The organism is Pseudomonas sp. BO3-4 (genome assembly GCF_034044115.1).
Classification (GTDB): Bacteria; Pseudomonadota; Gammaproteobacteria; order Pseudomonadales; family Pseudomonadaceae; genus Aquipseudomonas; species Aquipseudomonas alloputida.
In genome coordinates, this window is the sequence record NZ_CP139018.1 from 4,403,995 (window position 1) to 4,425,626 (window position 21,632).

Consider the following 21,632-nt stretch of genomic DNA (forward strand, 5'->3'; position numbering starts at 1 on the left):
CGGATAGATTAAAGTATCCCCCCTTGCCAAGGCTGCTGCCTCACGCCGCCTCAGGCCCCTACCAGGAACCGTCGCCGATGGAACACCGTGAAGCGCTGATCGCGCTGCGCACTTTTCTTTCTACCCAGATCCTAGGCCAGGAGAAACTGGTCGAACGGCTGTTGATCGTGCTGCTGGCCGACGGCCACATGCTGGTCGAAGGGGCACCGGGCCTGGCCAAGACCAAAGCCATCAAAGAACTCGCAGAAGGCATCGAAGCGCAGTTCCATCGCATCCAGTTCACCCCCGACCTGCTCCCGGCCGACATCACCGGCACGGAGATTTACCGCCCGGAAACCGGCAGCTTCGTGTTCCAGCAGGGGCCTATCTTCCATAACCTGGTGCTGGCCGACGAAATCAACCGTGCACCGGCCAAGGTGCAATCGGCGCTGCTCGAAGCCATGGCCGAGCGCCAGGTCAGCGTGGGCCGCAGCACCTACGACCTGTCGCCGCTGTTTCTGGTCATGGCCACGCAGAACCCGATCGAGCAGGAAGGCACCTACCCGCTGCCCGAAGCCCAGCTCGACCGCTTCCTGATGCATGTAAAAATCGGCTTCCCCGACGCCGCCGTAGAGCGGCGCATCCTGGCGCAGGCCCGGGGTGAAGCCCTGGGCGGCGAGACCAAGCCTGAGCGCCGGGTCAGCCAACAGGCCATCTTCGCCGCGCGCAAGGAAATCCTTGGCCTGTACATGGCCGACGCAGTGGAGGAATACCTGGTGCAGCTGGTCATGGCCACCCGCACCCCGGCCAAGTTCGACACCGAGCTGGCCGACTGGATCGCCTACGGCGCCAGCCCGCGTGGCTCCATCTCGCTGGACCGCTGCGCGCGTGCCCACGCCTGGCTGGCCGGGCGCGACTTCGTCAGCCCCGAAGACATCCAGGCCGTGCTGTTCGACGTCCTGCGCCACCGCATCATCCTCTCGTTCGAGGCCGAGGCGGCAGGGATCGACCAGGACCGCGTGGTCCAGCGCATCCTCGACGTCGTCGCCGTTGCCTGACCCCATGCCCACTGCGCAGCTGACCGAACACGGCATCCGCATTGGCCTTGCCGAGCTGATCGACATGCGCCACCGCGTGCGCGAAATCCAGCTGTTTTCCAAGCCCGGCCAGCGCAGCCCGCTGGTCGGTCTGCACCATTCCAGGCTGCGCGGGCGCGGCGTGGACTTCGACCAGGTGCGCGTTTACCAGGCCGGCGACGATGTGCGCAACATCGACTGGCGTGTCACTGCGCGTACCCAGGAGCCGCACACCAAGCTGTTCCACGAAGAACGCGAGCGGCCGATCTTCATCCTCGTCGAACAAAGCCAACGGCTTTTCTTCGGTTCAGGGCTGATGTTCAAGTCCGTGCTGGCGGCCCAGGCGGCGGCACTGTTCGGCTGGGCAGCGCTGGGCCACAACGACCGCATCGGCGGCCTGGTGTTCGGCGACAACGAACACCACGAGATCAAGCCCCGACGCAGCAAACAGAGCCTGCTGCAACTGCTCAACCGCTTGGCAAAGGTCAACCAGTCACTGCACACCGAAGCCATACCCGGGGCCGACAGCCTCGGCCTGGCCCTGCGCCGCGCCCGCGAAGTGCTACGCCCCGGCAGCCTGGCCATCGTGATCTGCGATGAGCGCTCGCTCAGCGCCCAGGTGGAACAGCACCTGGCCATGCTCTCACGGCATTGCGACCTGCTGTTGCTGCCGGTATCCGACCCGCTCGACCACGCGTTGCCCGCCGCCGGCCTGCTGCGCTTCGCCCAGCGCAGCGCCCAGCTGGAGCTCGACACCCTCGACGCCAACCTGCGCCAGGCCTACCGCCAGCAGGCCGAGGCCCGCATCGAGCGCTGGGAGCTGATGGCGCAAAAGCTGAGGGTGGTCCTGATGCCACTGAGCACGCAAAGCGAAATGATCGAGCAACTGCGCGAGTACCTGAACGCCCAGCGGCCACGGAGCGCGTCATGAACCCGCTCGACCAGTTGCACCCACTGATCGCCCCGGCACCGGTCAGCCTGTGGCCACCCGCACCAGGCTGGTGGCTGCTGCTGGCCGTCCTGCCACTCCTGGGCTGGGGCCTGTGGCGGCTGCGCCGCTGGCGCCCAGGCAAACGCCGCATCGTGCGCGCCGAACAACCCCTGGACCCGGTACGCCTGGAGGCCTTGGCCGAGCTGGCCCGCCTGCCACGCCCGTATGACGGCGCCCCGGCCGGCGCCTGGCTGCAACAGATCAACGCCTTGCTCAAACGCCTGTGCCGCAACCACTACCCAGGCGCCAACAGTCACACCCTCAACGGCCGCCAGTGGCTGGCCTTTCTCGACAACCGCTGCCCGGCCGCCGGCCTGACCCGCTGGATGGTACTGGTCGAAGGCGCCTATAAACCCGAGTGCAAGCTCGATGACAAGGCCATCGCCGGGCTCAGCCAAGCCGTCGAAACCTGGATCCGCAAGCATGTTTGAACTGGCCTGGCCGTGGGTCTTCGCCCTGTTGCCGCTGCCATGGCTGGTGCGCCTGCTGCTGCCCGCCGCCGACAGCGGTGAACCGGTGCTCAAGGTGGGCTTCCTCAACGAGCTGGAAGGCCTGGCCGGGCGCCGCGCACGGCTCAACCTGCCCACCTGGCGCCAGCAGGCACCGTTCGTCGTCATCTGGCTGTTGCTGCTGTGCGCCGCCGCTCGCCCGCAATGGCTGGGCGAACCGGTGCCGATCGCCGCCAGCGGCCGCGACCTGCTGGTGGCGGTGGACGTGTCCGGGTCGATGGACTTCCCCGACATGCAGTGGAAGAACGAGGACATCAGCCGCCTCGACCTGGTCAAGGCGCTGATGGGCGACTTCCTGCAAGACCGTGAAGGCGACCGTGTGGGCCTGATCCTGTTCGGCAGCCAGGCCTACCTGCAGGCGCCGCTCACCTTTGACCGGCGCACCGTGCGCACCTTCCTCATCGAGGCGCAGATCGGCATCGCCGGCAAGAACACCGCCATCGGCGACGCCATTGGCCTGGCGGTCAAACGCCTGCGCGAACGCCCGGCACAAAGCCGGGTGCTGGTGCTGATCACGGACGGTGCCAACAACGGCGGGCAGATTCACCCGCTGACAGCCGCTCGCCTGGCGGCCCAGGAAGGCGTGCGCATCTACACCATCGGTATTGGCGCCAACCCCGAAGCCAGTGGCACCCCAGGCCTGCTCGGCCTCAACCCGAGCCTGGACCTGGACGAAGCCGCGCTCAAGGAAATTGCCGACATCACCCACGGCGCCTACTTCCGTGCCCATGACGGCGCCGAACTGGACGCTATCGGCGATACCCTCGACCAACTGGAGCCCGTGGCCCAGCAACCGACCCAGGCGCGCACAGCCCAGGCCCTGTACGCCTGGCCCCTGGCGCTGGCGCTGCTGCTCAGCGTGCTGCTGGTGGTAGCCGTGCAGTGGCCCGACAACCTGTTGCAGCGCCTGCTGCGCAAGCCACGCTTCCTGCAGCCGCACCCGGAATGGCGCCAGCGCTTGAAGCGCCTGCGTTTAAGGAGGCGGCGATGATCGACTTGTGGCCCCAATGGCTGCGCCCGCTCTGGCTGCTGGCGGTTCCCGTGCTCGGCTGGCTGCTGTACAAGCTGTGGCACCGGCGCAAGCGTGCCGGGCGCTGGCAGATGATTCTGCCACCCGCCTTCCATGGTGTACTGCTGGGTGGCGGCAGCGGCAGCACCAGCAAACTGCCGTGGGTGGCGCTGGGCCTCGCCTGGTTACTGGTGATCCTGGCGCTGCTCGGGCCCAGCTGGCAGCGGCTGGAAGAAAGCCGTCAGCGCCCGGCCGACCCCCTGGTGATCCTGCTCGAACTGACCCCGCAAATGCTCGCCGAGGACAGCCCGCCCAACCGCCTGGAACAGGCCCGGCGCAAGATCCTCGACCTGCTTGAACACCGCCGCGACAGCCAGACGGCGCTGGTGGTGTATGCCGGCTCCGCGCACACCCTGGTGCCGCTGTCTGACGACCTGGCCACCACCCGCAATTTGCTTGAGGCCATCGACCCGTCGATCATGCCAAAACCCGGCCAGCGTGCCGACCTGGCCGTGCAAAAAGGCCTGGCGCTGCTGGCCCAGAGCGGCCTCGGCCAAGGCCGCCTGCTGCTGGTAGGCTCGGCGCTCAGCGCCGCCGAGCGCCAGGGCATCACCCAGGCCCTCGGCCGCCAAGGCCCAAGCCTGCTGATGCTGGGCATCGGCAGCCGCGAAGGCGCCCCGGTGCGCCAGGCCAATGGCGAATACCTTAAAGACGACCAGGGCGGCATCCTCTTGCCTCGCCTGGACAGTGCCAGCCTGAAGGGTTTTATCAGCGGCACAGGCGGGCGCTACCGGCACGCCCGCATTGACGACCTCGACCTGCGTGGCCTGGGCCTGTTCGACAACCCGCGGAGCGGGCGCAATGACGGCCAGACCCTGCAACTGGACAGCTGGGCCGACCAAGGTTACTGGCTGCTGATTCCGTTGTTGCTGCTGGCCGCCTGCGCTGGCCGGCGCGGCTGGCTGTTCTGCCTGCCGCTGCTGCTGGCCTTGCCGCAGCCTAGCCAGGCTTTCGAGTTCAACGACCTGTGGCTGCGCCCCGACCAGCAAGGCCAGAAGCTGCTGGAGCAAAACCGCCCGGCCAGCGCTGCGCGTCACTTCCAGAACCCGCAATGGCGCGGCATGGCCCTGTACCAGGCCGGCGACTATGCCGGTGCCGCCGAGGCATTTTCCCAAGGCGACACTGCAGCAGCCCACTACAATCGAGGCAATGCCCTGGCCCACAGTGGCGAGCTGGACGCCGCCCTGGATGCCTACGAGCAAGCCCTGGAGCGTCAGCCCGACCTGCAGGCCGCGCTGGACAACCAGGCGCTGGTGCAGCAACTGCTGCAGCAACGTGAAGCCAAGGCCGAGGAACAACCGCCCGGCAGCGATGCCCAAGACACGCCCGGCAGCGAAACCGAAGGCAACAGCAGCTCGGCCAGCAGCCCGGCCCAAGGCACACCCGGCGACGACCAACAGGCCAGCCCCGAACAACCCGGCGAAAGCAGCAGCAACAGCCAGGCCGCACCCGGCAACCAGGCCGGCGACGACAGTGTCATCCAGCCGCCACAGCGCCCGGTGTCGACCAGCCTCGACGGCGAACAGCGCCAAGCCCTGGAGCAATGGCTGCGGGAAATTCCCGACAACCCGGCAGAGCTGCTGCGACGCAAATTCTGGTATGAACAGCAATTGCATCAGGAAAAATCACGATGAGTCGCTTCGGCGTCTTTCTCCTCACCCTGCTATGGGCCGTACTGGCCCACGCCGAACCGCTGCTGCAGGCCAGCGTCGACCGCACCCGCCTGGAAGCGGGCGAAAGCCTGGAACTGACCCTGGAAAGCCAGGACGTCACCCAGTTCGGCAAGCCCGACCTGCGCGCCCTGGAAGGTGACTTCGAAGTCCGCGGTACGCGCCAGTTGAACAGCCTGCACACCCTGGACGGCGAAACCCGCGCCAGCACCCGCTGGATCATCACCCTGCTGCCACGGCGCAGCGGTAGCCTGCGCATTCCCGAGCTGCAGCTGGGCCAGTCACACAGCCAGGCCATCGAATTGCAAGTGCTGCAGGCCGATGCCAGCCGCCAGGACAACGCTCAGGTCTTCATCGAAGCGACCCTCGACAGCCATGACGTCTATGTCCAGGCTCAAGCCGTGCTGACCCTGCGCATCTACCACTCGGTAGCGCTGTACGACGACAGCAGCCTCAGCCCCCTGCAACTGGAGAACGCCAAGGTCGAGCCGTTGGGCGAGTCGCGCACGTATGAAAAGGAAATCAACGGCGTGCGTCACGGCGTGATCGAAACCCGCTATGCGGTGTATGCCCAGCAAAGCGGCACCCTCGATATCCCGTCGCTGACGTTCACCGCCACGGCAGCTGCCAGCAGCGACGAAGCAGCGCAGGCCAATGGCACGGCCCGCGCCGGCCACCAGGTGCAGGTCAGCTCGCTGCCCTTGCGCCTCACGGTACGGCCGATTCCGGCAGCCTGGCCGGCTGGCTTGCCGTGGTTGCCAGCCAGCAGCCTGACCCTGGAAGAGCACTGGAGCCCCGACCCGGGCAGCCAGCAAGTACAGATTGGCGACTCGCTGACGCGCAACATCACCTTGCGTGCCGAAGGCTTGTCCAGCACCCAACTGCCGCCGCTGCCGGCCACAGAAATCATCGGCCTGCGCCGCTACCCTGACCAGCCGCTGCTGCGCAACGAAATCAGCGAACGGGGCATGACCGCCAACCGCGAGGAGCGCGAGGCCCTGGTGCCGACCCACAGCGGCACGCTGGCCTTGCCGGCGCTGGAAGTGGCCTGGTGGAACACCCGCGAAGACCACCTGGAGCACAGCAGCCTGCCAGCGCGCACGCTGAACGTGCTGGACAACCCGGCACTGAGCGCCGACACCCCGGTGGGCGACAACAGCAGCGCCAGCACCCTGCTGTGGCCCTGGCAGCTGTCCACACTGGTGCTCGCCCTGACCACCGTGCTGGGCTTTGCCCTGTGGTGGCGCGCCCGTTCGCGGCCAGCGGTGCTGCGCACCGCGCAGAACGGGCCAAGCCCACGCACCTTGCTGGACGACCTCAAGCGCGCATGCCAGGCCAACGACCCCCAGGCTACGCGCCAGGCGCTGGATGCCTGGGCCCGGCAGCAACCGGAAACCCTGGCCGAGATGGCGGCGCGCTTCGTGCCGTTGTCGGATGCGCTGGATGGGTTGAACGGGGCGTTGTACAGCGAGAGCGGGCAGTATTGGCAGGGGGAGGATTTGTGGCGGGCGATTGGTACCATTCCGCCAGCTGAGCAGGTGTTGCTGCCGGCGGGCGAGAGCGGCAGCTTGCCGCCGCTCTATCCCAAGTGATGCGCAGTGGCTGGTTGCGAATTTTCAGCTCATGGCCGCCCCTGACAATGCTTGCCGAATGTACCAGCCGAGTCAGATGAACCGCTGCCCCTCGAACGGGTTCCAGCTCTGCTGCCCTTTGGCCTGCTTCAGGTAATAGGCCCGGTTGGTCAGGAAGCTGTACAGAAACGCAAAACCCATGCTGATACCGTTATCCAGAGGACGCGGGATTTCGCTGCCCGTCGCCACCTCATAGACGCTCAGCAGCAGCCCGATGCCGATGATGATGGCCAGCATGACCAGGTTCTTCTTCCACAGCCCCAGCACGAACCAATAGATCGGGCCGAAGAAAAAAGCTATGAAATTGTTGTTGATCAGCAACTTCTTCCCGAATGGCAAGGCGCGGAATGCGGCTTTGTAGGACTCGGAGGTGGGGGCGCCGTACTGATCGAAGAAGGCGAAACGCTCCCGCCATTTTGGCTTGAGGTTATCCGGGGATGATTGGGTCTGAGGGATGCCTTCCATTGGTGACTCCTGTGATTGTCGTCCGTGGGTTTCGAATAGCCGTGATCATGGCCGTTTTGGAGGGTAAATCAGCCTACTTTTGAGGGCAAGCTTGATCCCTGGTGCAAAGCGAGAGCCAGCTCACAGAACGTTCAAGGCGGAAATGGCCGAGCGTGTGCTCGACGCTTTGCCGCGACACGTCCGTGGGGCAAACCGAGATGAGCGACACCCTGCTATCAATGTCAGCTTTTCATGGAACCAACGTGGCAACCCGCGTCAACGCCTGGAGTCGCAGGACGCTACCGCGATAAGCCAATGCCATCCATGAACAAGGGGTTTAATGCGCGGGCTTGCCTGTAGGACAACCAGCACCGTGCGCCTATGAGATCAAGCGCTGAACTTTCGGGCCGCACAGCGGCCCCGTGCTTGGGTTACCATACCGCCCTTGCGCAACACCCATCACCCAAGCCAAGCCCTCGCTTGCTCGACTCGACACCAACAGGTCATCCATGCGTCTGTTTCATACCTCCGACTGGCACCTGGGCCAAAGCCTGCACGGCCAGGAACGCGACTTCGAACACGCCTGCTTCCTCGACTGGCTGCTCGGCCAGCTGCGCCTGCGCCAGCCGGATGCGCTGCTGATTGCGGGCGACATCTTCGACACCGTCAACCCACCCGTCAAAGCCCAGGAACGCCTCTACGACTTCATCGTCCAGGCCCATGAGCAACAGCCCAAGCTGGACATTGTGATGATCGCCGGCAACCACGACTCCGGTTCGCGCATCGAGCTGCCCGCCGCACTCATGCGCCGCCTGCGCACCCATGCGTTGGGCCGTGTGCACTGGCTGGACGAGGGTCAGCTGGATGCCGAGCGCCTGTTGATTCCGTTGACCAACGGCCGGGGCAAGGTCGCTGCCTGGTGCCTGGCCCTGCCCTTCCTGCGGCCGGCCGAAGTCACCGGCCCGCAGCTGGGTGACGATTACCTGCAAGGCATCACCCAGGTGCACCAGCAACTGATCGCCGCCGCCCTGAAGAAACGCAAGAAAGACCAGGCGCTGATCGCCATCAGCCACGCGCACATGGCCGGTGGCGCGGTGTCGGAGGACTCCGAACGCAGCCTGATCATCGGCAACGCCGAGGCGCTGCCGGCCAAGCTGTTCGACAAGGCTATCAGCTACGTCGCCCTGGGCCATCTGCACAAACCGCAGAAGGTCAACCGCGAAGAACGCATCCGCTACAGCGGCTCGCCAATCCCGCTGTCGTTCGCCGAAATCAACTACCCGCACCAGGTCCTGGAAGTGGAGCTGGACGGCAACGGCCTGGTCAGCGTCGAGCCACGCCCCGTACCACGCGCCGTGGCCCTGCAACGGGTGGGCCCGGCACCGCTGGGCGAGCTGTTGCAGCAACTGGCCGACCTGCCCGTGGTCGACCTGCTTGAAGACCCCAACCGCCAGCCCTGGCTGGAGGTGCGGGTGATGCTCGACGAGCCGCAACCCGACCTGCGCCAGCAGATCGAAACCGCGCTTGAAGGCAAGGCGGTACGACTGATCCGCATCAGCGCCGAGTACGCCGGCCGCAACAACGCCGAGGACGATGACCTGGCCTTTGTCGAGCTGGCCCAGATGACCCCACAAGACCTGTTCAGCCGCGCCTGGGAGCAAGCCTACGGCAACCCCGCCGACGAGCAGGCGCTGGCCGACTTCGCCCTGCTGTTGCAGGACGTGCAGCAGGAAGAGGAACAGCCATGAAGATTCTCGCCATCCGCCTGAAGAACCTGGCATCGCTGGCCGGCCCGATCGACATCGATTTCACCGCAGAACCGTTGGCCAGCGCTGGCCTGTTCGCCATCACCGGGCCTACCGGTGCGGGCAAGAGCACCTTGCTTGACGCCCTGTGCCTGGCGCTGTTCGGCACCGTGCCGCGCCTCAATGCCATTGGCCGTGAGGCCAAGGTGCCGGACGCCGACGGCGACATCCCCACCTCCGACCCGCGCAACCTGCTGCGCCGTGGCACCGGCAGCGGGTTTGCCGAGGTCGATTTCGTCGGCATCGACGGCCGCCGCTACCGCGCCCGCTGGGAAGCCAACCGCGCCCGCGACAAGGCCAACGGCAAACTGCAGCACAGCCGTCAAAGCTTCTACGACCTCGACAGCGAGCAAGTGCTCGGCAGTGGCAAGAACGAATACAAGCAACTGGTCGAAGCCCGTCTGGGCCTGAACTTCGAACAGTTCACCCGTGCGGTGATGCTGGCCCAGAGCGAGTTCGGCGCGTTCCTCAAGGCCGACGACAAAGACCGTAGCGAGTTGCTGGAAAAGCTCACCAACACCGCGATCTACACCCGCCTGGGCCAGCGTGCCTTCAGCAAGGCGCGCGAAGCCGGCGAGGCGCACAACGCCCTGAAAGAACGCGCCAGCCATCTACTGCCGATGGCTGCCGAGGCCCGTACCGAGCTCGACCAGCGCCTGGAGCAGGCGCAGCAGCAGTTCAAGGCCGACCAGGCCGGCGAGCGCCAGCTGGAGCAGCAACGCAACTGGCTGAATGAGCAACGCCAGCTACAGGCCCAACACACCGAAGCCAGCACCACGCTGCAGGCCGCCGAACTGGACTGGCAACAGCTGGCCGAACCACGCCTGGACCTGGCACGCCTGGAGCGCCTGGCCCCAGAGCGTCACCAGTTCCACCGCCGACAGGCCCTGAGCGCACAGCTGGCGCCAGTGGCCGCGAAAATGGCCGAACAGCAACAGCAGCAAGCCGAACTGCAGGTGCGCACCCGCGAGCTCGAACAGGCGCTGGACACTGCGCGCCAAGCGCTTGCCGACCGCCAGGCCGAGCACAGCGAGAACGCGCCGCGCCTGCGCCAGGCCTTTGCCGCCCAGGACAGTCTGGCACGCCTGGACCAGGAGCTGGCCGCCCAGCGCAGCATCAGCCAACAGGCGCAACAACAGGTCGCTGACGGCCAGCAGCAACTGCAGCAGCTGGAAGACAACCAGCAGCGCAGCGTGCAGCAACTGGCGCAGATCGACACCGCGCTTGCCGACAGCCAGCACCTGGCGGGCCTGGCCAATGCCTGGCACGCCTACCTGCCGCAACTGAAACAGGTGATGCTGATCGGTGGCCGCCTGACCAAGGGCCGAGAAGAGCTACCCGGCTTGCAGGCCCAGGCCAGCCAGGCCAATGCGCACCTGCAGGCCGAGCGCGATGCCTACGACCTGTTGTTCCGTGAAGCCAAGGCCGAACCCCAGGCCCTGGCCGAACAGATCGACCTGCTCGGCGGCATGCTGCAGGACAACCGCAAACAGCAGCGCGCCGTAGAAGAAATGTCACGCCTGCACGGCCGTGAACAGGAGCTGCGCCAGCAGCTGGATGCCCTGCGCGAACGGCAGCAGCAGGCCATGCTGCAACGCCAGCAACTGATTACCGAAGGCACCGCCGCCAAGGCCGAGCTGGAGGCCGCCGAGCAGGCGTTGATCCTCACCCGTCAACTGCTGGAACGGCAACGCCTGGCACGCAACACCAGCGTCGAAGAACTGCGTGACCAACTGCGTGACGGCGAACCCTGCCCGGTCTGTGGCAGCGCCGAACACCCCTTCCATCAGCCAGAAGCGCTGCTGCAGAGCCTGGGTCGCCATGACCAGGCCGAAGAGCACGCTGCGCAGAAGCAGGTCGAAACGCTCAACAACAAGCTGGTGGAGCTGCGTACCCAGCTGGGTGTGGTCAATGCCCAGCTCAAGGACTTTCAGCAGCAACAGCAGCAACTGGGCGAACAGTTGCAACCGCTGGTGGCTCAGGTACAGGCACACAGCCTATGGCCAGCCCTCGCCCCGCAGGACGACAAGGCCCGTAGCACCTGGCTCGACAGCCAGCTGCGTCGCCTGGATGAAGAAATCAGCCAGGACGAGAAACGCCAGAGCGCCCTGCTGGCCCTGCAAAAAGACGCCGCCCGCCTGAACCAGCAATTGCAGGCGGCCCACGACGCCCAGCAACAGGCCCAACGCCATCTGGAGCAACAGCACCAGGCCCTGGCCAACGACGAACAGCTGTTGCAGCAAGGCCTGAACGACCTGGCCGGCGTACTGCCAGAGGAAGCGCTCAAGGCCCTCAACGAAGACCCGGCCAATGCCTTCCTCGCCCTCGACCAGCAGATTGCCCAGCGCCTGCAGCAACTGGAACAGCGCAAGGACGAACAGGAAGAACAGCAAGCCCGACAAGCCCAGCTGGACAAACTGCGCGATCAGCAACAGGCGCGCGTGCAAGGCCTGCAACAGTTGCAACACACGCTCGCGGCCCTCGACGAACAGCGCCAGCAGGCCCAGACGTCGCTCGGCGAGCTGCTAGGCGAACATGCCAGTGCCGAAGCCTGGCAGCAGCATATGGAAGCCACGCTGGAACAAGCCCGCGCCCTCGATGCCGACACCGCCCAGCGCCTGCAAGATCTGCGCACCCAAGGCGTGCAACTGGCCAGCGAGCTCAAGGCCAATACCCAGCAACAACAGGCACTGGATGCCGAATGCCAACAGTTGCAGGCCCAGATCGCCCAGTGGCGCAGCGAGCATCCGGAACTGGACGATGCCGGCCTCGATCGCCTGCTGGCCATGGATGACGCGCAAGTCAATGAATTGCGCCAGCGTTTGCAAGGCGCGGAAAAAGCCATCGAGCAGGGCCGCGTGCTGCTGCAGGAACGTGAGCAGCGCCTGCAACAACACGCCGCACAAATGACCGTGGACACCTCGGCCGAAGCCTTGGAACACGCCCTGACCGAGCTGCGCGGGCGGCTGGTCAACCATGAGCAGCAATGCGCCGAATTGCGTGCACAACAGGCCGACGATCAGCGCCGGCAGCAGGCCCACCAGGCGCTGGCGGCAGAAATCGAACAGGCCCACCAGCAGTGGCAACGCTGGGCCCGCCTCAATGCCCTGATCGGTTCGGCCTCCGGTGATGTGTTCCGCAAGATCGCCCAAGGCTACAACCTTGATCTGCTGCTGCACCACGCCAACGCCCAGCTACGTCAGCTGGCCCGTCGCTACCGCCTCAAGCGCGGCGGCAGCGCCCTTGGCCTGCTGGTGCTGGACACCGAGATGGGCGACGAACTGCGTTCGGTGCACTCGTTGTCGGGCGGGGAAACCTTCCTGGTGTCGCTGGCCCTGGCGCTGGGCCTGGCGTCGATGGCGTCCAGCACCTTGCGTATCGAGTCGCTGTTCATCGACGAAGGCTTCGGCAGCCTCGACCCCGAGTCGCTGCAACTGGCAATGGACGCCCTCGACGGCTTGCAAGCCCAGGGCCGCAAAGTGGCGGTGATTTCCCACGTACAGGAAATGCACGAGCGCATCCCGGTGCAGATCCAGGTGCGGCGCCAGGGTAATGGCCTCAGTGACGTGGAGGTGTGCGGGTGATCCTCTACTCGTTCCGCCGCTGCCCGTGGGCCATGCGTGCGCGCCTGGCACTGCGCTATGCCGGCTGCGAGGTGGAAATCTGCGAGGTGGCGATGAAGAACAAGCCGGCAGAGCTGCTGGCCTTGTCGCCCAAGGGCACGGTACCGGTGCTGGATACCGGTGCCGAAGTACTGGAAGAGAGCCTGGACATCATGCGCTGGGCGCTGACGCAAAACGACCCGCAGGATTGGCGGCTACAGGCCAACCCTGCGGCTGCGCAGCAGGCTGAAACACTGATTGCACGCAATGACACCACGTTCAAGGCGCACGTGAACCTGTACAAGTATGCCGAACGTTACCCGGAGCATTCCCGCGAGCATTACCGCCAGCAGGCCGAGGCCTGGCTGGCGGAGCTCGAAGGCTTGCTGGTGGGGCGGGCTTACCTGCTGGCCGACCACCCGAGCATGGCCGATGCCGCGTTGCTGCCCCTGATGTGCCAGTTTGCCGGGGTCGAACCGCAGTGGTTCGCCGAGGCGGCTTATCCGCGTGTGCGGAGCTGGCTGGAGGGGTGGCTGGCTTCGGAGCTGTTCAGGTCAGTGATGGCCAAATAAGTTCACGCGATACCTTGCAGGAGCGGCCTTGTGTCGCGACAGGGGCCGCTCCTACAGGACACCGCACAAGGCTCAATGGTGGTGCTTGCCACTCAGGGCCGCATGGAAATTGGCGCTCTGGCGCAGGTACTGCTCGGTGTAGCTGTGGGTGGCAGAAGCCTTGCTGCTGTCGGCATGGGCATGCGCTGGCAGTACGACCGATGCGGAAATGGCGGATGCGGCAATAACCGGGAAGAGATTGAAGTTCATCTGGGCTGACCTCGACGGCGGTGGTTTGACGGTGGCCCTTTTGGGCCTTGGGTCAAACTTACGCCGCCGAGGCCTCACGCAAAAATTCATTGCGGCAGTACCGATTATCACGCTGATCGATATCACTCGATGAACTTGAGGTCCGAGGGTGCATCCTGCTTCAGCGTCTGCACCGTCTCCAGCAGCTTGCCACTGCGCGGATCGCGACGTATCACCACGATCTGGTTGCTCTTCTGGTTGGCCACCAGCAGGAAGTTGTCACTCGGGTCCAGGGCAAACTCCCGAGGGTGATCGCCTTCCACCGGGCGACGCTGCAGGAACGTCAACTGGCCGTCCTGCTTGCCCACGCTGAACGCCACAATTTCATTGGCCGTGCCACGGTTGCTCACGTACAGGAAGCGCCCGTCCGCCGACAGGTGCAAGCCACCTGCTGCCTTCGCTGCGGCCTCCTGGCGCTCGGTCAGGGGTAAGCGCTGGCGTTCAACCAGGTTGCCGTCCTGCACATCGAACATCACCACCTCGGCGTTCATTTCCAGGGTGAGGTAGGCGTGCCGGCCCTTGGCGTCGAACAGCAAGTGACGCGGACCGCTGCCCGGCGGCAAGGCCACGGACGCAGGTATCGCCGCTGTCAGCGGGTGGTCCGCACTGGCACCGTCGTAGCGGTAGATGAACACCTTGTCGGCACCCAGGTCGCTGGCATACAGGTGCTGGCCATCCGGCGACAGCACCAGCGAATGCACGTGGGCACCGGCCTGGCGCTCAGGGTTGACCCCGCTCGCCTTATGCCGGGCCTGTTGCACCACGGGCTTGAGCGTGCCGTCCTTGGCCACCGGGATCACCACCAGGCTGCCACCGGGGTCGGGGTTGACCGCGTAGTTGGCCACAAACAGGTAGCGCTGGTCACGGCTGAGGCTGGCGTGGGTGGGCTCGTCGCCCTGGGTGACCACTTGGTTGAGCGGCTTGATTTCGCCGTTGCTGCTGATGCTGAAACTGCTGGCATGGCCCTGCGGGGTCTCATTCACCGCGAACAGCTGACGCTGGTCGGCCGACAGCACCAGCCACGAAGGGCTGACGCTTTTCACCACCTGCAGGGGCGTGGGGCCGATTTGGCCGGCCTTGTCGTCGAAATGGTAGCGGTAGATACCCTGGCTGGCGCCATCGGTGTAGCTGCCCACCAGCAAGGTGGCGGCGTGGGCAGAGATTGTCAGGCTCATCAGGCTAGCGGTCAGCAGGCTCGTCCAGGTCCGGTTCATCTTGGTCATCATCCGGGGCACGAAAGGCACTCATACAGACTAGCCGATGCTCGCCGTTGGCATCGTTGAGTTGCCATTCATCGCCGGTGGCGATAGCGGCGGCGACTTGTTCGGGGGTGAAGGACCAGCGGCGAAGCTGGCGGCCGTCCATGCATTCGACGGTGAGACCGGATGCGTCGGCGGTGAAATCGAAGGCATGCAGGCCGTCAATCAGGAGCATGTCGCAGGACTGCAGGGCGGTGGCGAGGGGGGACATGGGGGTACCTGTGGAAGATGTGGCGGCATTATAACCCTGGTGCTGCTTTGCAGCCCAATCGCGACACAAGGCTGCCTCCACACGGGAACGCGAACCTAGTGGAGGAGCGGCCTTGTGTCGCGATTGGGCCGCAATGCGGCCCCCTTGCGATTCAATGGGCGAAAATCGAGCCCCCCTCCTTGCCCACCATCTTCTCCGGCTTGATCAGGAACCGTGCCAGCGCCGGCAGCAGCCACAGTGCGCCAAACATGTTCCACAGCAGCATGAAGGTCAGCATCAGCCCCATATCAGCCTGGAACTTGATTGCCGAGAAGATCCAGGTGCACACGCCGATGGCCAGGCACAAGCCAGTGAACAACACGGCTTTACCCGTCGAGCGCAGGGTCTGGTAATAGGCCTCCTGCAACGGCAGCCCCGCACGCAGGAAGCTTTCCAGGCGGCTGTAGATATAGATGCCATAGTCCACGCCAATGCCCACCCCCAACGCCACCACCGGCAAGGTCGCCACCTTCACCCCGATGCCCATATAGGCCATCAGCGCGTTGCCCAGCACCGAGGTCAGCACCAGGGGCAGCACGATGCACAGCGTGGCGGCGAACGAGCGGAAGGTGATCAGGCACATCACTGCCACGCAGATGTACACCAGGATCAGGATGGTCAGCTCGGCCGACTTGATCACTTCGTTGGTCGCTGCCTCGATACCGGCGTTGCCCGCCGCCAGCAGGAACTGCAGGCCTTCCTTGTCATGGCTGTCGGCAAACGCCTTGGCCACGGCGGTGACGCGCTCCAGCGTTTCAGCCTTGTGGTCATTGAGGAACACCAGCACGGGTGCCAATGAGCAGTCGCCGTTGTAAAGGCCGTCAGCCCGGGCGATGGAGTTGTTGAGGATGTCCGGGTTACGCGACAGGGTTTCCCATTTCAGGCTGCCCTCGTTCATGCCCTTGATCACCTGCTTGGAAACGGTGACCAAGGAAATCGCCGACTGCACGCCAGGGGTGTTTTCCATGGTCCACATCAGCTCGTCGATCGGCGCCATGGTCGAGTGGACCGAGCACTTCTCCGACGGCGTCTTGACCATGATCACCAGTACATCGGAACTGGTCGAGTAGTTGCTGATGATGAAGTTGTTGTCCTGGTTGTAGCGTGAGTCGGGGCGCAGCTCCGGTGCGCCCTGGTCGAGGTCGCCGATCTTCAGGTTCTGGCTGTACCACAAGCCCCCGGCGAAGGCGAGCAGCGCCAGCACCACCGACACCGGCGCCACCTTGGCACTGGCGAAGTTCGACAACAGGCGCCAGAACGGGTGCTCGCGGGTCGCGTCTTTCTTGCTGCGTTCGATGGCCTTCTTGCTGATGCCCACGTAGGAGATGGCCACCGGCAACAGGATCAGGTTGGTGAACACGATCACCGCCACGCCGATGGAGGCGCCAATGGCCAGTTCGCGAATCACCCCGATGTCGATGATCAGCAGGGTAATGAAGCCCACCGCGTCGGCAAGGATGGCGATCATTCCCGGCAGGAACAACTGACGGAAAGTGCGCCGGGCAGCGGTAAGGGCGTTGTCGGCGTCACTCGACTGCAGGGCGATGCCGTTGATCTTCTGCACCCCGTGGGAAATGCCGATGGCGAAGATCAGGAACGGCACCAGCATCGAGTACGGGTCCAGGCCAAAGCCCACCGCATGCATCAGCCCCAGCTGCCAGACCACCGCCACCAGCGTGGTGATGAGCACGGCGACAGTGCTGCGGATGCACCAGGTGAACCAGTACAACAGCACCCAGGTGATCACCAGGGCGACGCCGAAGAACATCGCCACCATCACCAGGCCATCGATCAGGTCACCGACCTTCTTGGCAAAGCCGACAATGTGGATTTTTACATTGGGGTTCTGCGCCTGGAACTTGTCACGGATCTTCTCTTCCAGCAGGTGAGAGAACTGCTGGTAGTCCAGCTTCACCTGTTTGCCCGGGTCCTGCGGGTCGGGGTAGCTTTCCAGCAGCGGCACGTCGACGATGCTGGACTTGAAGTTGTTGCCTACCAGGCGCCCCACCTGGCCTGACTTGAGCACGTTGTCGCGCAGGGTATCGAGGCTGTCCTGCGACCCGTTGTAGGTGTTAGGGATGACCTCGCCACCGGAAAAACCCTCTTCGGTGACCTCGCTCCAGCGCACGCTGGGGCTCCACAGTGACTTCAACCCGGCCCGATCGACACCCGGGATGTAGAACACTTCGTCATGGATCTGACGCAGGGTCTCCATGTAGTCCTTGTCGAAGATGTCACCGTTCACCGCCTCCACCGAGATGCGCACGGTGTTGCCGAGGTTGGCCAGGTCGTTGCGGTGCTCCATCATCTGCTCGATGAACGGATGCTGCAGTGGGATCATCTTCTCGAAGCTGGTGGAGGGGCGAATCTGCGTGGCCTGCCAGAACAGAAAAATGCTGACCAGCACGCACAGGGCGATGACCACTGGGCGGTTGTTGAAGATCAGGCGTTCGAGCAGCGTGGCCTTGTCCTGGTGATGCGGGTGCATGGCAATGCTCTCCCTGCTGGTCATGGGCGCACCTCCCGGGCAGCCTGATCAGCCCCTTCGGCGCTGGCCAGGTGTACACCCCCCTGCCCCACCAGCAGCAGGCCGCCGTTGGCCAGGCCACTGACGCCGGCCAGGGCCAGGCGGTCGGCACGGTTGTACACGCTGAAGGTCTGGCCGTCGTCCGTGCTGCGCAGCACGCTGCCACCATTGCCGACCAGCACCAGGCTGCCATCATCGACAAGCGTAGCGCCTGCCAGGCCGAACTCCAGGGTACCGCGTGCGGCCTTGAGTTCGATCGGCTGCCAGCTGTCACCGAAGTCGCTGGAGCGGAACAGGTTGCCGCGAAGGCCGTAGGCCAGCAGGGTCTGCGGCCTGGCGGTGCCGATCACGCCGAACAATGAGCCCTCGTAGGGGCCCTGGACCTTGGCCCAGGTCTGGCCGTTGTCGGTGGAGCGGAACATGCCGCCCTGCTCACCCACGATGAACAGGCCGGCATCGCGCACGTGGGCGATACCGTTCAGGTGCAGCTGGTCCGGGTTGTCCAGCCGCTCGGCCACATCCTGCCAGTGCTGCCCGCCATCGGTGGTTTCCAGCAAGGCACCATAGGCCCCCACGGCAAAGCCGTGCTGGGCGTCAAGGAAGGTGACATCGAGCAAGGGCGCTTCACGGGCGAGGTCTTCGAACTGCTTGCTCCAGGTGGCGCCGCCGTCGCTGCTGGCGAGGATCTGCGCGTCATGGCCGACGGCCCAGCCACGCTTGTCGTCGAGGAAAAACACAGCAGTGAGCAATTGCCGGGTGGGTACCCGGGCCTGGGTCCAGGTACTGCCTTGGTCGTCGGAGAACAGAATGTGGCCGCGATCACCCACCACCACCAGGCGCTTGCCGGCATGGGTGGCGTCGATCAACAGGCTTTGGCTGGCCCTGGCCGATTCGGTGGAGTATTCGTCGGCGGCCGCGGCCTGGGCGCTGTCTGCCCACACCCCCAATGCCAATGCCAGCATCGCGCTGGCTGCCCATGGCCAGGCACCACGCCTGGCTGGCGTACGCAACTGTTCCCTCATGACTGCCCCCTTGTTGTGTTCTTTTTGGTGGGTCAATGCATTGCAGGCTTTGCAAAAAGCCTGATCTAGAGGCCTGCAATCGCTTGAGGGGATCGTAGCGGGGATGTTTGCGGGAAGACAACGGGCGGGGTGTTATGTTTTGTTGTCGGCAGGGGAAAGCCGGGGGCCGCTGGGCGGCCCTTCGCGGGTAAACCCGCTCCAACAAGGTTACGCCCCCCTGTAGGAGCGGGTTCACCCGCGAAGGGCTGCAAAGCAGCCCCAATTCACAACAATTACGCCAGACTCTTGCTCACAACCTCATACACATCACTGGACAACTCACCCGAAGCCAGAATCCGCTCCAGCTCACCCTTCATCAGCGCCTGACGCGCATCGTCATACTTACGCCAGCGGGTCAGCGGCGCCAGTTGCCGCGAGGCAATCTGCGGATTCAGCGCATTCAGCTCGATCACCAGGTCCGCCAGGAAGCGATACCCGGAGCCATCGGCAGCATGGAAGTTGACCAGATTCTGCCCGGCAAAGGCACCGATCAGCGCACGCACCTTGTTCGGGTTCTTCAGGGTGAAGGCCGGGTGCTGCATCAATGCCTTGACCCGCGCCAGCCCACCCGGCAGCGTGCTGGCCGCCTGCACGCTGAACCATTGGTCCATGACCAGCGGGTTGTCCTTGAAGTGCTCGGCAAACGCCTCCAGCGCTTTGGCGCGCTCGGCCTCGAACGGCGAGTTGACCAGTACCGCCAGCGCGGTAAGGCGCTCGGTCATGTTGTCGCAGTGCTCGAACTGCTCCAGGGTCGCGTCCAGCACCTGTTGCTTGCCACTCTGCATCAGGTACGACAGCGCAATGTTCTGCAGGCTGCGGCGGGCAAAGTGCTCGGCCGAGGCCACGTAGGCAGTGCTGCGCGACACTTCACGGTTGGCCTGGTAACGCGCCCACAGGGCGTCGAACAGGTGTTCGGCGATCTGCTGGCGTGCGAACTCGCGGGCGGCGTGGATGGCGTCGACGTCGGCCACCTGGCTGATCTCGGTAAGGTACGCCTCACCTGGCAGCGAGAGCATTTCGGCCACCATGGCAGGGTCCAGCGATTCGTTGCCCAGCACAGTGCCCAGAGCGGTGATCAGGCGCTGGTCGAGCTTCAGGGCTTCACCGCGTTGATGCTGGCCGATCAGTTCCTGCAGTACCTGCACCGACAGCTGCTGGCCCGCTTCCCAGCGGTTGAAGCCGTCGCTGTCGTGCTGCATCAGGAACATCAGCTGGTCGCGGTCATACGGGAAGCTCAGCTTCACCGGGGCGCTGAAGCCACGCAGCAGCGACGGCAGCGGCTTGGCCTGAATGCCCTGGAAGGTGAAGGTTTGCTCGGCCTCGGTCACCGACAGCACGCGGCTGGTCCCTTGAGCGGCCTCTTCGCCCGCCAACTGCAGCGGCAGATCGTTGCCGGCGGCATCCAGCAGGCCCAGCTCCACCGGGATCACGAACGGCAGTTTCTCGGCCTTGTCCGGGGTCTGCGGGCAGCTCTGGCGGAACGTCAGGCTGTAGGTCTGCGCGGCGGCGTCATACGCCTCGCTGACCTCCAGACGCGGGGTACCCGCCTGGCTGTACCAGCGCTTGAACTGGGTAAAGTCGACGCCGTTGGCGTCTTCCATGGCCTTGATGAAGTCGTCGGTGGTTACCGCCTGGCCATCGTGACGTTCAAAGTACAGGTCGCTGCCTTTACGGAAGCCTTCGGTACCCAACAGGGTACGGACCATGCGCACCACTTCGGCGCCCTTCTCGTAGACGGTCAGGGTGTAGAAGTTGGAGATTTCGATGAAGCTGTCCGGGCGCACCGGGTGGGCCATGGGGCCGGCGTCTTCGGCGAACTGGTGGGTGCGCAGGTAGGCGACGTCTTCGATGCGCTTGACCGTGCGCGAGTTCATGTCGGCACTGAACTCGGCATCGCGGAACACCGTGAAGCCTTCCTTCAGCGACAGCTGGAACCAGTCACGGCAGGTGACACGGTTGCCCGACCAGTTGTGGAAGTACTCGTGAGCGACCACCCCTTCGACGCGCTGGTGCGCAGCATCGGTGGCGGTTTCGGCGCGGGCCAGCACACAGCTGGAGTTGAAGATGTTCAGGCCCTTGTTTTCCATGGCGCCCATGTTGAAGTCATTGACCGCAACAATCATGAAAATGTCCAGGTCGTACTCGCGGCCATAGACTTCTTCGTCCCAGCGCATGGACTTTTTCAGGCTGACCATGGCGTGGTCACACTTGTCGATGTTCTCGGGCTCGACGTAGATGCGCAGGGTCACCTCACGGCCGGACTGGCGGGTGAAGCTGTCTTCAACGCACCACAGGTCACCGGCGACCAAGGCGAACAGGTAGGCCGGCTTCATGAACGGGTCTTCCCAGGTCGCCCAGTGGCGGCCGTCTTCGGCCGGCCCGCTGCCGATCGGGTTGCCGTTCGACAGCAAGACCGGGTAGCGATGCTGCTCGGCGATGACCGTGGTGGTGAAGGTGCTCATCACGTCCGGGCGGTCGAGGTAGTAAGTGATCTTGCGGAAGCCCTCGGCCTCGCACTGGGTGCAGAACATCTTGCCCGACTTGTACAGGCCTTCCAGGGCGGTGTTGCTTTCCGGGTGGATCTTCACGCTGGTATCGAGGGTGAAGCGCTCGGCCTTGGGCTGCACGGTCAGGCTGTCGGCGTCGAGCCGGTAGTCGCCTGACTGCAGTTCCTGGTCATCCAGGGAGGCGCGCAGCAGTTCCAGCTGCTGGCCATCGAGTTCCAGTGGCGGCAGGCCGGCACCGCGTGCCGGGTTGCGGCGCATGACCAGTTGCGCGTGAACCAGCGTGTGGTCCTCGAACAGCTCGAAGGTCAGGTGCGTCTCGTCGATCAGGTACTCCGGCGCCTGGTAATCCTTGAGGTAGATCACTTGCGGTTGTTCGGTACGCATGTGCAGGT

Annotated in this window: 16 protein-coding genes; 9 read left to right on the forward strand and 7 right to left on the reverse strand. The window is 64.7% G+C overall.

Annotated features, from left to right (window positions below):
- Window positions 1-77 precede the first annotated feature (77 nt).
- From REH59_RS20315 to REH59_RS20340, 6 genes are read left to right on the forward strand one after another with little or no spacing between them, the layout of a single operon-like run.
- Complete coding sequence (locus REH59_RS20315; protein WP_003247242.1) at window positions 78-1,037, forward strand: AAA family ATPase; 960 nt, start codon at window positions 78-80, stop codon at window positions 1,035-1,037.
- A 4-nt stretch (window positions 1,038-1,041) separates the two neighbouring features.
- Window positions 1,042-1,986 (forward strand): DUF58 domain-containing protein, encoded by a 945-nt coding sequence (locus REH59_RS20320; protein ID WP_014860952.1) that lies wholly within the window; start codon window positions 1,042-1,044, stop codon window positions 1,984-1,986.
- Entirely contained in the window at window positions 1,983-2,477 is a 495-nt protein-coding gene (locus REH59_RS20325) for a DUF4381 domain-containing protein (protein ID WP_003247240.1), read from the forward strand. Before REH59_RS20320 ends, REH59_RS20325 begins: the two co-directional genes overlap by 4 nt.
- Window positions 2,470-3,546 carry a vWA domain-containing protein gene (locus REH59_RS20330; protein ID WP_014860951.1) on the forward strand — a complete coding sequence of 359 codons (1,077 nt, stop codon included), beginning with the start codon at window positions 2,470-2,472 and terminating at the stop codon, window positions 3,544-3,546. Before REH59_RS20325 ends, REH59_RS20330 begins: the two co-directional genes overlap by 8 nt.
- Window positions 3,543-5,258, forward strand: coding sequence for a tetratricopeptide repeat protein (locus REH59_RS20335; protein WP_014860950.1), 1,716 nt, complete (start codon window positions 3,543-3,545; stop codon window positions 5,256-5,258). The genes REH59_RS20330 and REH59_RS20335 overlap by 4 nt, the downstream gene beginning before the upstream one ends.
- Window positions 5,255-6,886, forward strand: a complete 1,632-nt coding sequence (locus REH59_RS20340) for a BatD family protein (RefSeq protein WP_014860949.1) — start codon at window positions 5,255-5,257, stop codon at window positions 6,884-6,886. Before REH59_RS20335 ends, REH59_RS20340 begins: the two co-directional genes overlap by 4 nt.
- A gap of 72 nt (window positions 6,887-6,958) precedes the next feature.
- Here the strand turns inward: REH59_RS20340 and REH59_RS20345 are convergent, their stop codons facing one another.
- Window positions 6,959-7,390, reverse strand: a complete 432-nt coding sequence (locus REH59_RS20345; protein ID WP_003247236.1) for a DUF2628 domain-containing protein — start codon at window positions 7,388-7,390, stop codon at window positions 6,959-6,961.
- Window positions 7,391-7,878: 488 nt separating this feature from the next.
- Between REH59_RS20345 and REH59_RS20350 the strand changes: the two genes are divergently transcribed.
- From REH59_RS20350 to REH59_RS20360, 3 genes are read left to right on the forward strand one after another with little or no spacing between them, the layout of a single operon-like run.
- A complete protein-coding gene (locus REH59_RS20350; protein ID WP_003247235.1) occupies window positions 7,879-9,117 on the forward strand; it encodes an exonuclease SbcCD subunit D C-terminal domain-containing protein in 1,239 nt (412 codons plus the stop codon).
- Window positions 9,114-12,758: an AAA family ATPase gene (locus tag REH59_RS20355; protein ID WP_014860948.1), complete on the forward strand. Its 3,645-nt coding sequence runs from the start codon at window positions 9,114-9,116 to the stop codon at window positions 12,756-12,758. Before REH59_RS20350 ends, REH59_RS20355 begins: the two co-directional genes overlap by 4 nt.
- Window positions 12,755-13,348, forward strand: a complete 594-nt coding sequence (locus REH59_RS20360) for a glutathione S-transferase (protein WP_014860947.1) — start codon at window positions 12,755-12,757, stop codon at window positions 13,346-13,348. The genes REH59_RS20355 and REH59_RS20360 overlap by 4 nt, the downstream gene beginning before the upstream one ends.
- A 72-nt stretch (window positions 13,349-13,420) precedes the next feature.
- On the opposite strand, the gene REH59_RS20365 is transcribed toward REH59_RS20360, so the two are convergent.
- The 6 genes from REH59_RS20365 to pepN form a co-directional block, all read right to left on the reverse strand.
- Complete coding sequence (locus REH59_RS20365) at window positions 13,421-13,597, reverse strand: hypothetical protein (RefSeq protein ID WP_003247232.1); 177 nt, start codon at window positions 13,595-13,597, stop codon at window positions 13,421-13,423.
- 122 nt (window positions 13,598-13,719) lie between these two features.
- Window positions 13,720-14,850, reverse strand: a complete 1,131-nt coding sequence (locus REH59_RS20370) for a lactonase family protein (protein WP_004577428.1) — start codon at window positions 14,848-14,850, stop codon at window positions 13,720-13,722.
- Window positions 14,816-15,106, reverse strand: coding sequence for a DUF5629 family protein (locus REH59_RS20375; RefSeq protein WP_004577427.1), 291 nt, complete (start codon window positions 15,104-15,106; stop codon window positions 14,816-14,818). The genes REH59_RS20370 and REH59_RS20375 overlap by 35 nt, the downstream gene beginning before the upstream one ends.
- Window positions 15,107-15,257: 151 nt before the next feature.
- On the reverse strand, window positions 15,258-17,657 hold the full coding sequence (locus REH59_RS20380; protein ID WP_003247228.1) for an efflux RND transporter permease subunit: 2,400 nt from the start codon (window positions 17,655-17,657) through the stop codon (window positions 15,258-15,260).
- Window positions 17,654-18,694 (reverse strand): WD40/YVTN/BNR-like repeat-containing protein, encoded by a 1,041-nt coding sequence (locus tag REH59_RS20385; protein ID WP_004577426.1) that lies wholly within the window; start codon window positions 18,692-18,694, stop codon window positions 17,654-17,656. The genes REH59_RS20380 and REH59_RS20385 overlap by 4 nt, the downstream gene beginning before the upstream one ends.
- Window positions 18,695-18,966: 272 nt before the next feature.
- A complete protein-coding gene (gene pepN / locus REH59_RS20390) occupies window positions 18,967-21,624 on the reverse strand; it encodes an aminopeptidase N (RefSeq protein WP_014860943.1) in 2,658 nt (885 codons plus the stop codon).
- Between the last annotated feature and the right edge of the window lie 8 nt (window positions 21,625-21,632).

What these genes read in the sequence shown, in the direction of transcription:
- REH59_RS20315 (WP_003247242.1), top strand. Translation starts at nt 78, where the DNA reads ATGGAACACCGTGAAGCGCTGATCGCGCTGCGCACTTTTCTTTCTACC.
- REH59_RS20320 (WP_014860952.1), top strand. Translation starts at nt 1,042, where the DNA reads ATGCCCACTGCGCAGCTGACCGAACACGGCATCCGCATTGGCCTTGCC.
- REH59_RS20325 (WP_003247240.1), top strand. Translation starts at nt 1,983, where the DNA reads ATGAACCCGCTCGACCAGTTGCACCCACTGATCGCCCCGGCACCGGTC.
- REH59_RS20330 (WP_014860951.1), top strand. Translation starts at nt 2,470, where the DNA reads ATGTTTGAACTGGCCTGGCCGTGGGTCTTCGCCCTGTTGCCGCTGCCA.
- REH59_RS20335 (WP_014860950.1), top strand. Translation starts at nt 3,543, where the DNA reads ATGATCGACTTGTGGCCCCAATGGCTGCGCCCGCTCTGGCTGCTGGCG.
- REH59_RS20340 (WP_014860949.1), top strand. Translation starts at nt 5,255, where the DNA reads ATGAGTCGCTTCGGCGTCTTTCTCCTCACCCTGCTATGGGCCGTACTG.
- REH59_RS20345 (WP_003247236.1), bottom strand. Translation starts at nt 7,390, where the DNA reads ATGGAAGGCATCCCTCAGACCCAATCATCCCCGGATAACCTCAAGCCA.
- REH59_RS20350 (WP_003247235.1), top strand. Translation starts at nt 7,879, where the DNA reads ATGCGTCTGTTTCATACCTCCGACTGGCACCTGGGCCAAAGCCTGCAC.
- REH59_RS20355 (WP_014860948.1), top strand. Translation starts at nt 9,114, where the DNA reads ATGAAGATTCTCGCCATCCGCCTGAAGAACCTGGCATCGCTGGCCGGC.
- REH59_RS20365 (WP_003247232.1), bottom strand. Translation starts at nt 13,597, where the DNA reads ATGAACTTCAATCTCTTCCCGGTTATTGCCGCATCCGCCATTTCCGCA.
- REH59_RS20370 (WP_004577428.1), bottom strand. Translation starts at nt 14,850, where the DNA reads ATGAACCGGACCTGGACGAGCCTGCTGACCGCTAGCCTGATGAGCCTG.
- REH59_RS20375 (WP_004577427.1), bottom strand. Translation starts at nt 15,106, where the DNA reads ATGTCCCCCCTCGCCACCGCCCTGCAGTCCTGCGACATGCTCCTGATT.
- REH59_RS20380 (WP_003247228.1), bottom strand. Translation starts at nt 17,657, where the DNA reads ATGACCAGCAGGGAGAGCATTGCCATGCACCCGCATCACCAGGACAAG.
- REH59_RS20385 (WP_004577426.1), bottom strand. Translation starts at nt 18,694, where the DNA reads ATGAGGGAACAGTTGCGTACGCCAGCCAGGCGTGGTGCCTGGCCATGG.
- pepN (WP_014860943.1), bottom strand. Translation starts at nt 21,624, where the DNA reads ATGCGTACCGAACAACCGCAAGTGATCTACCTCAAGGATTACCAGGCG.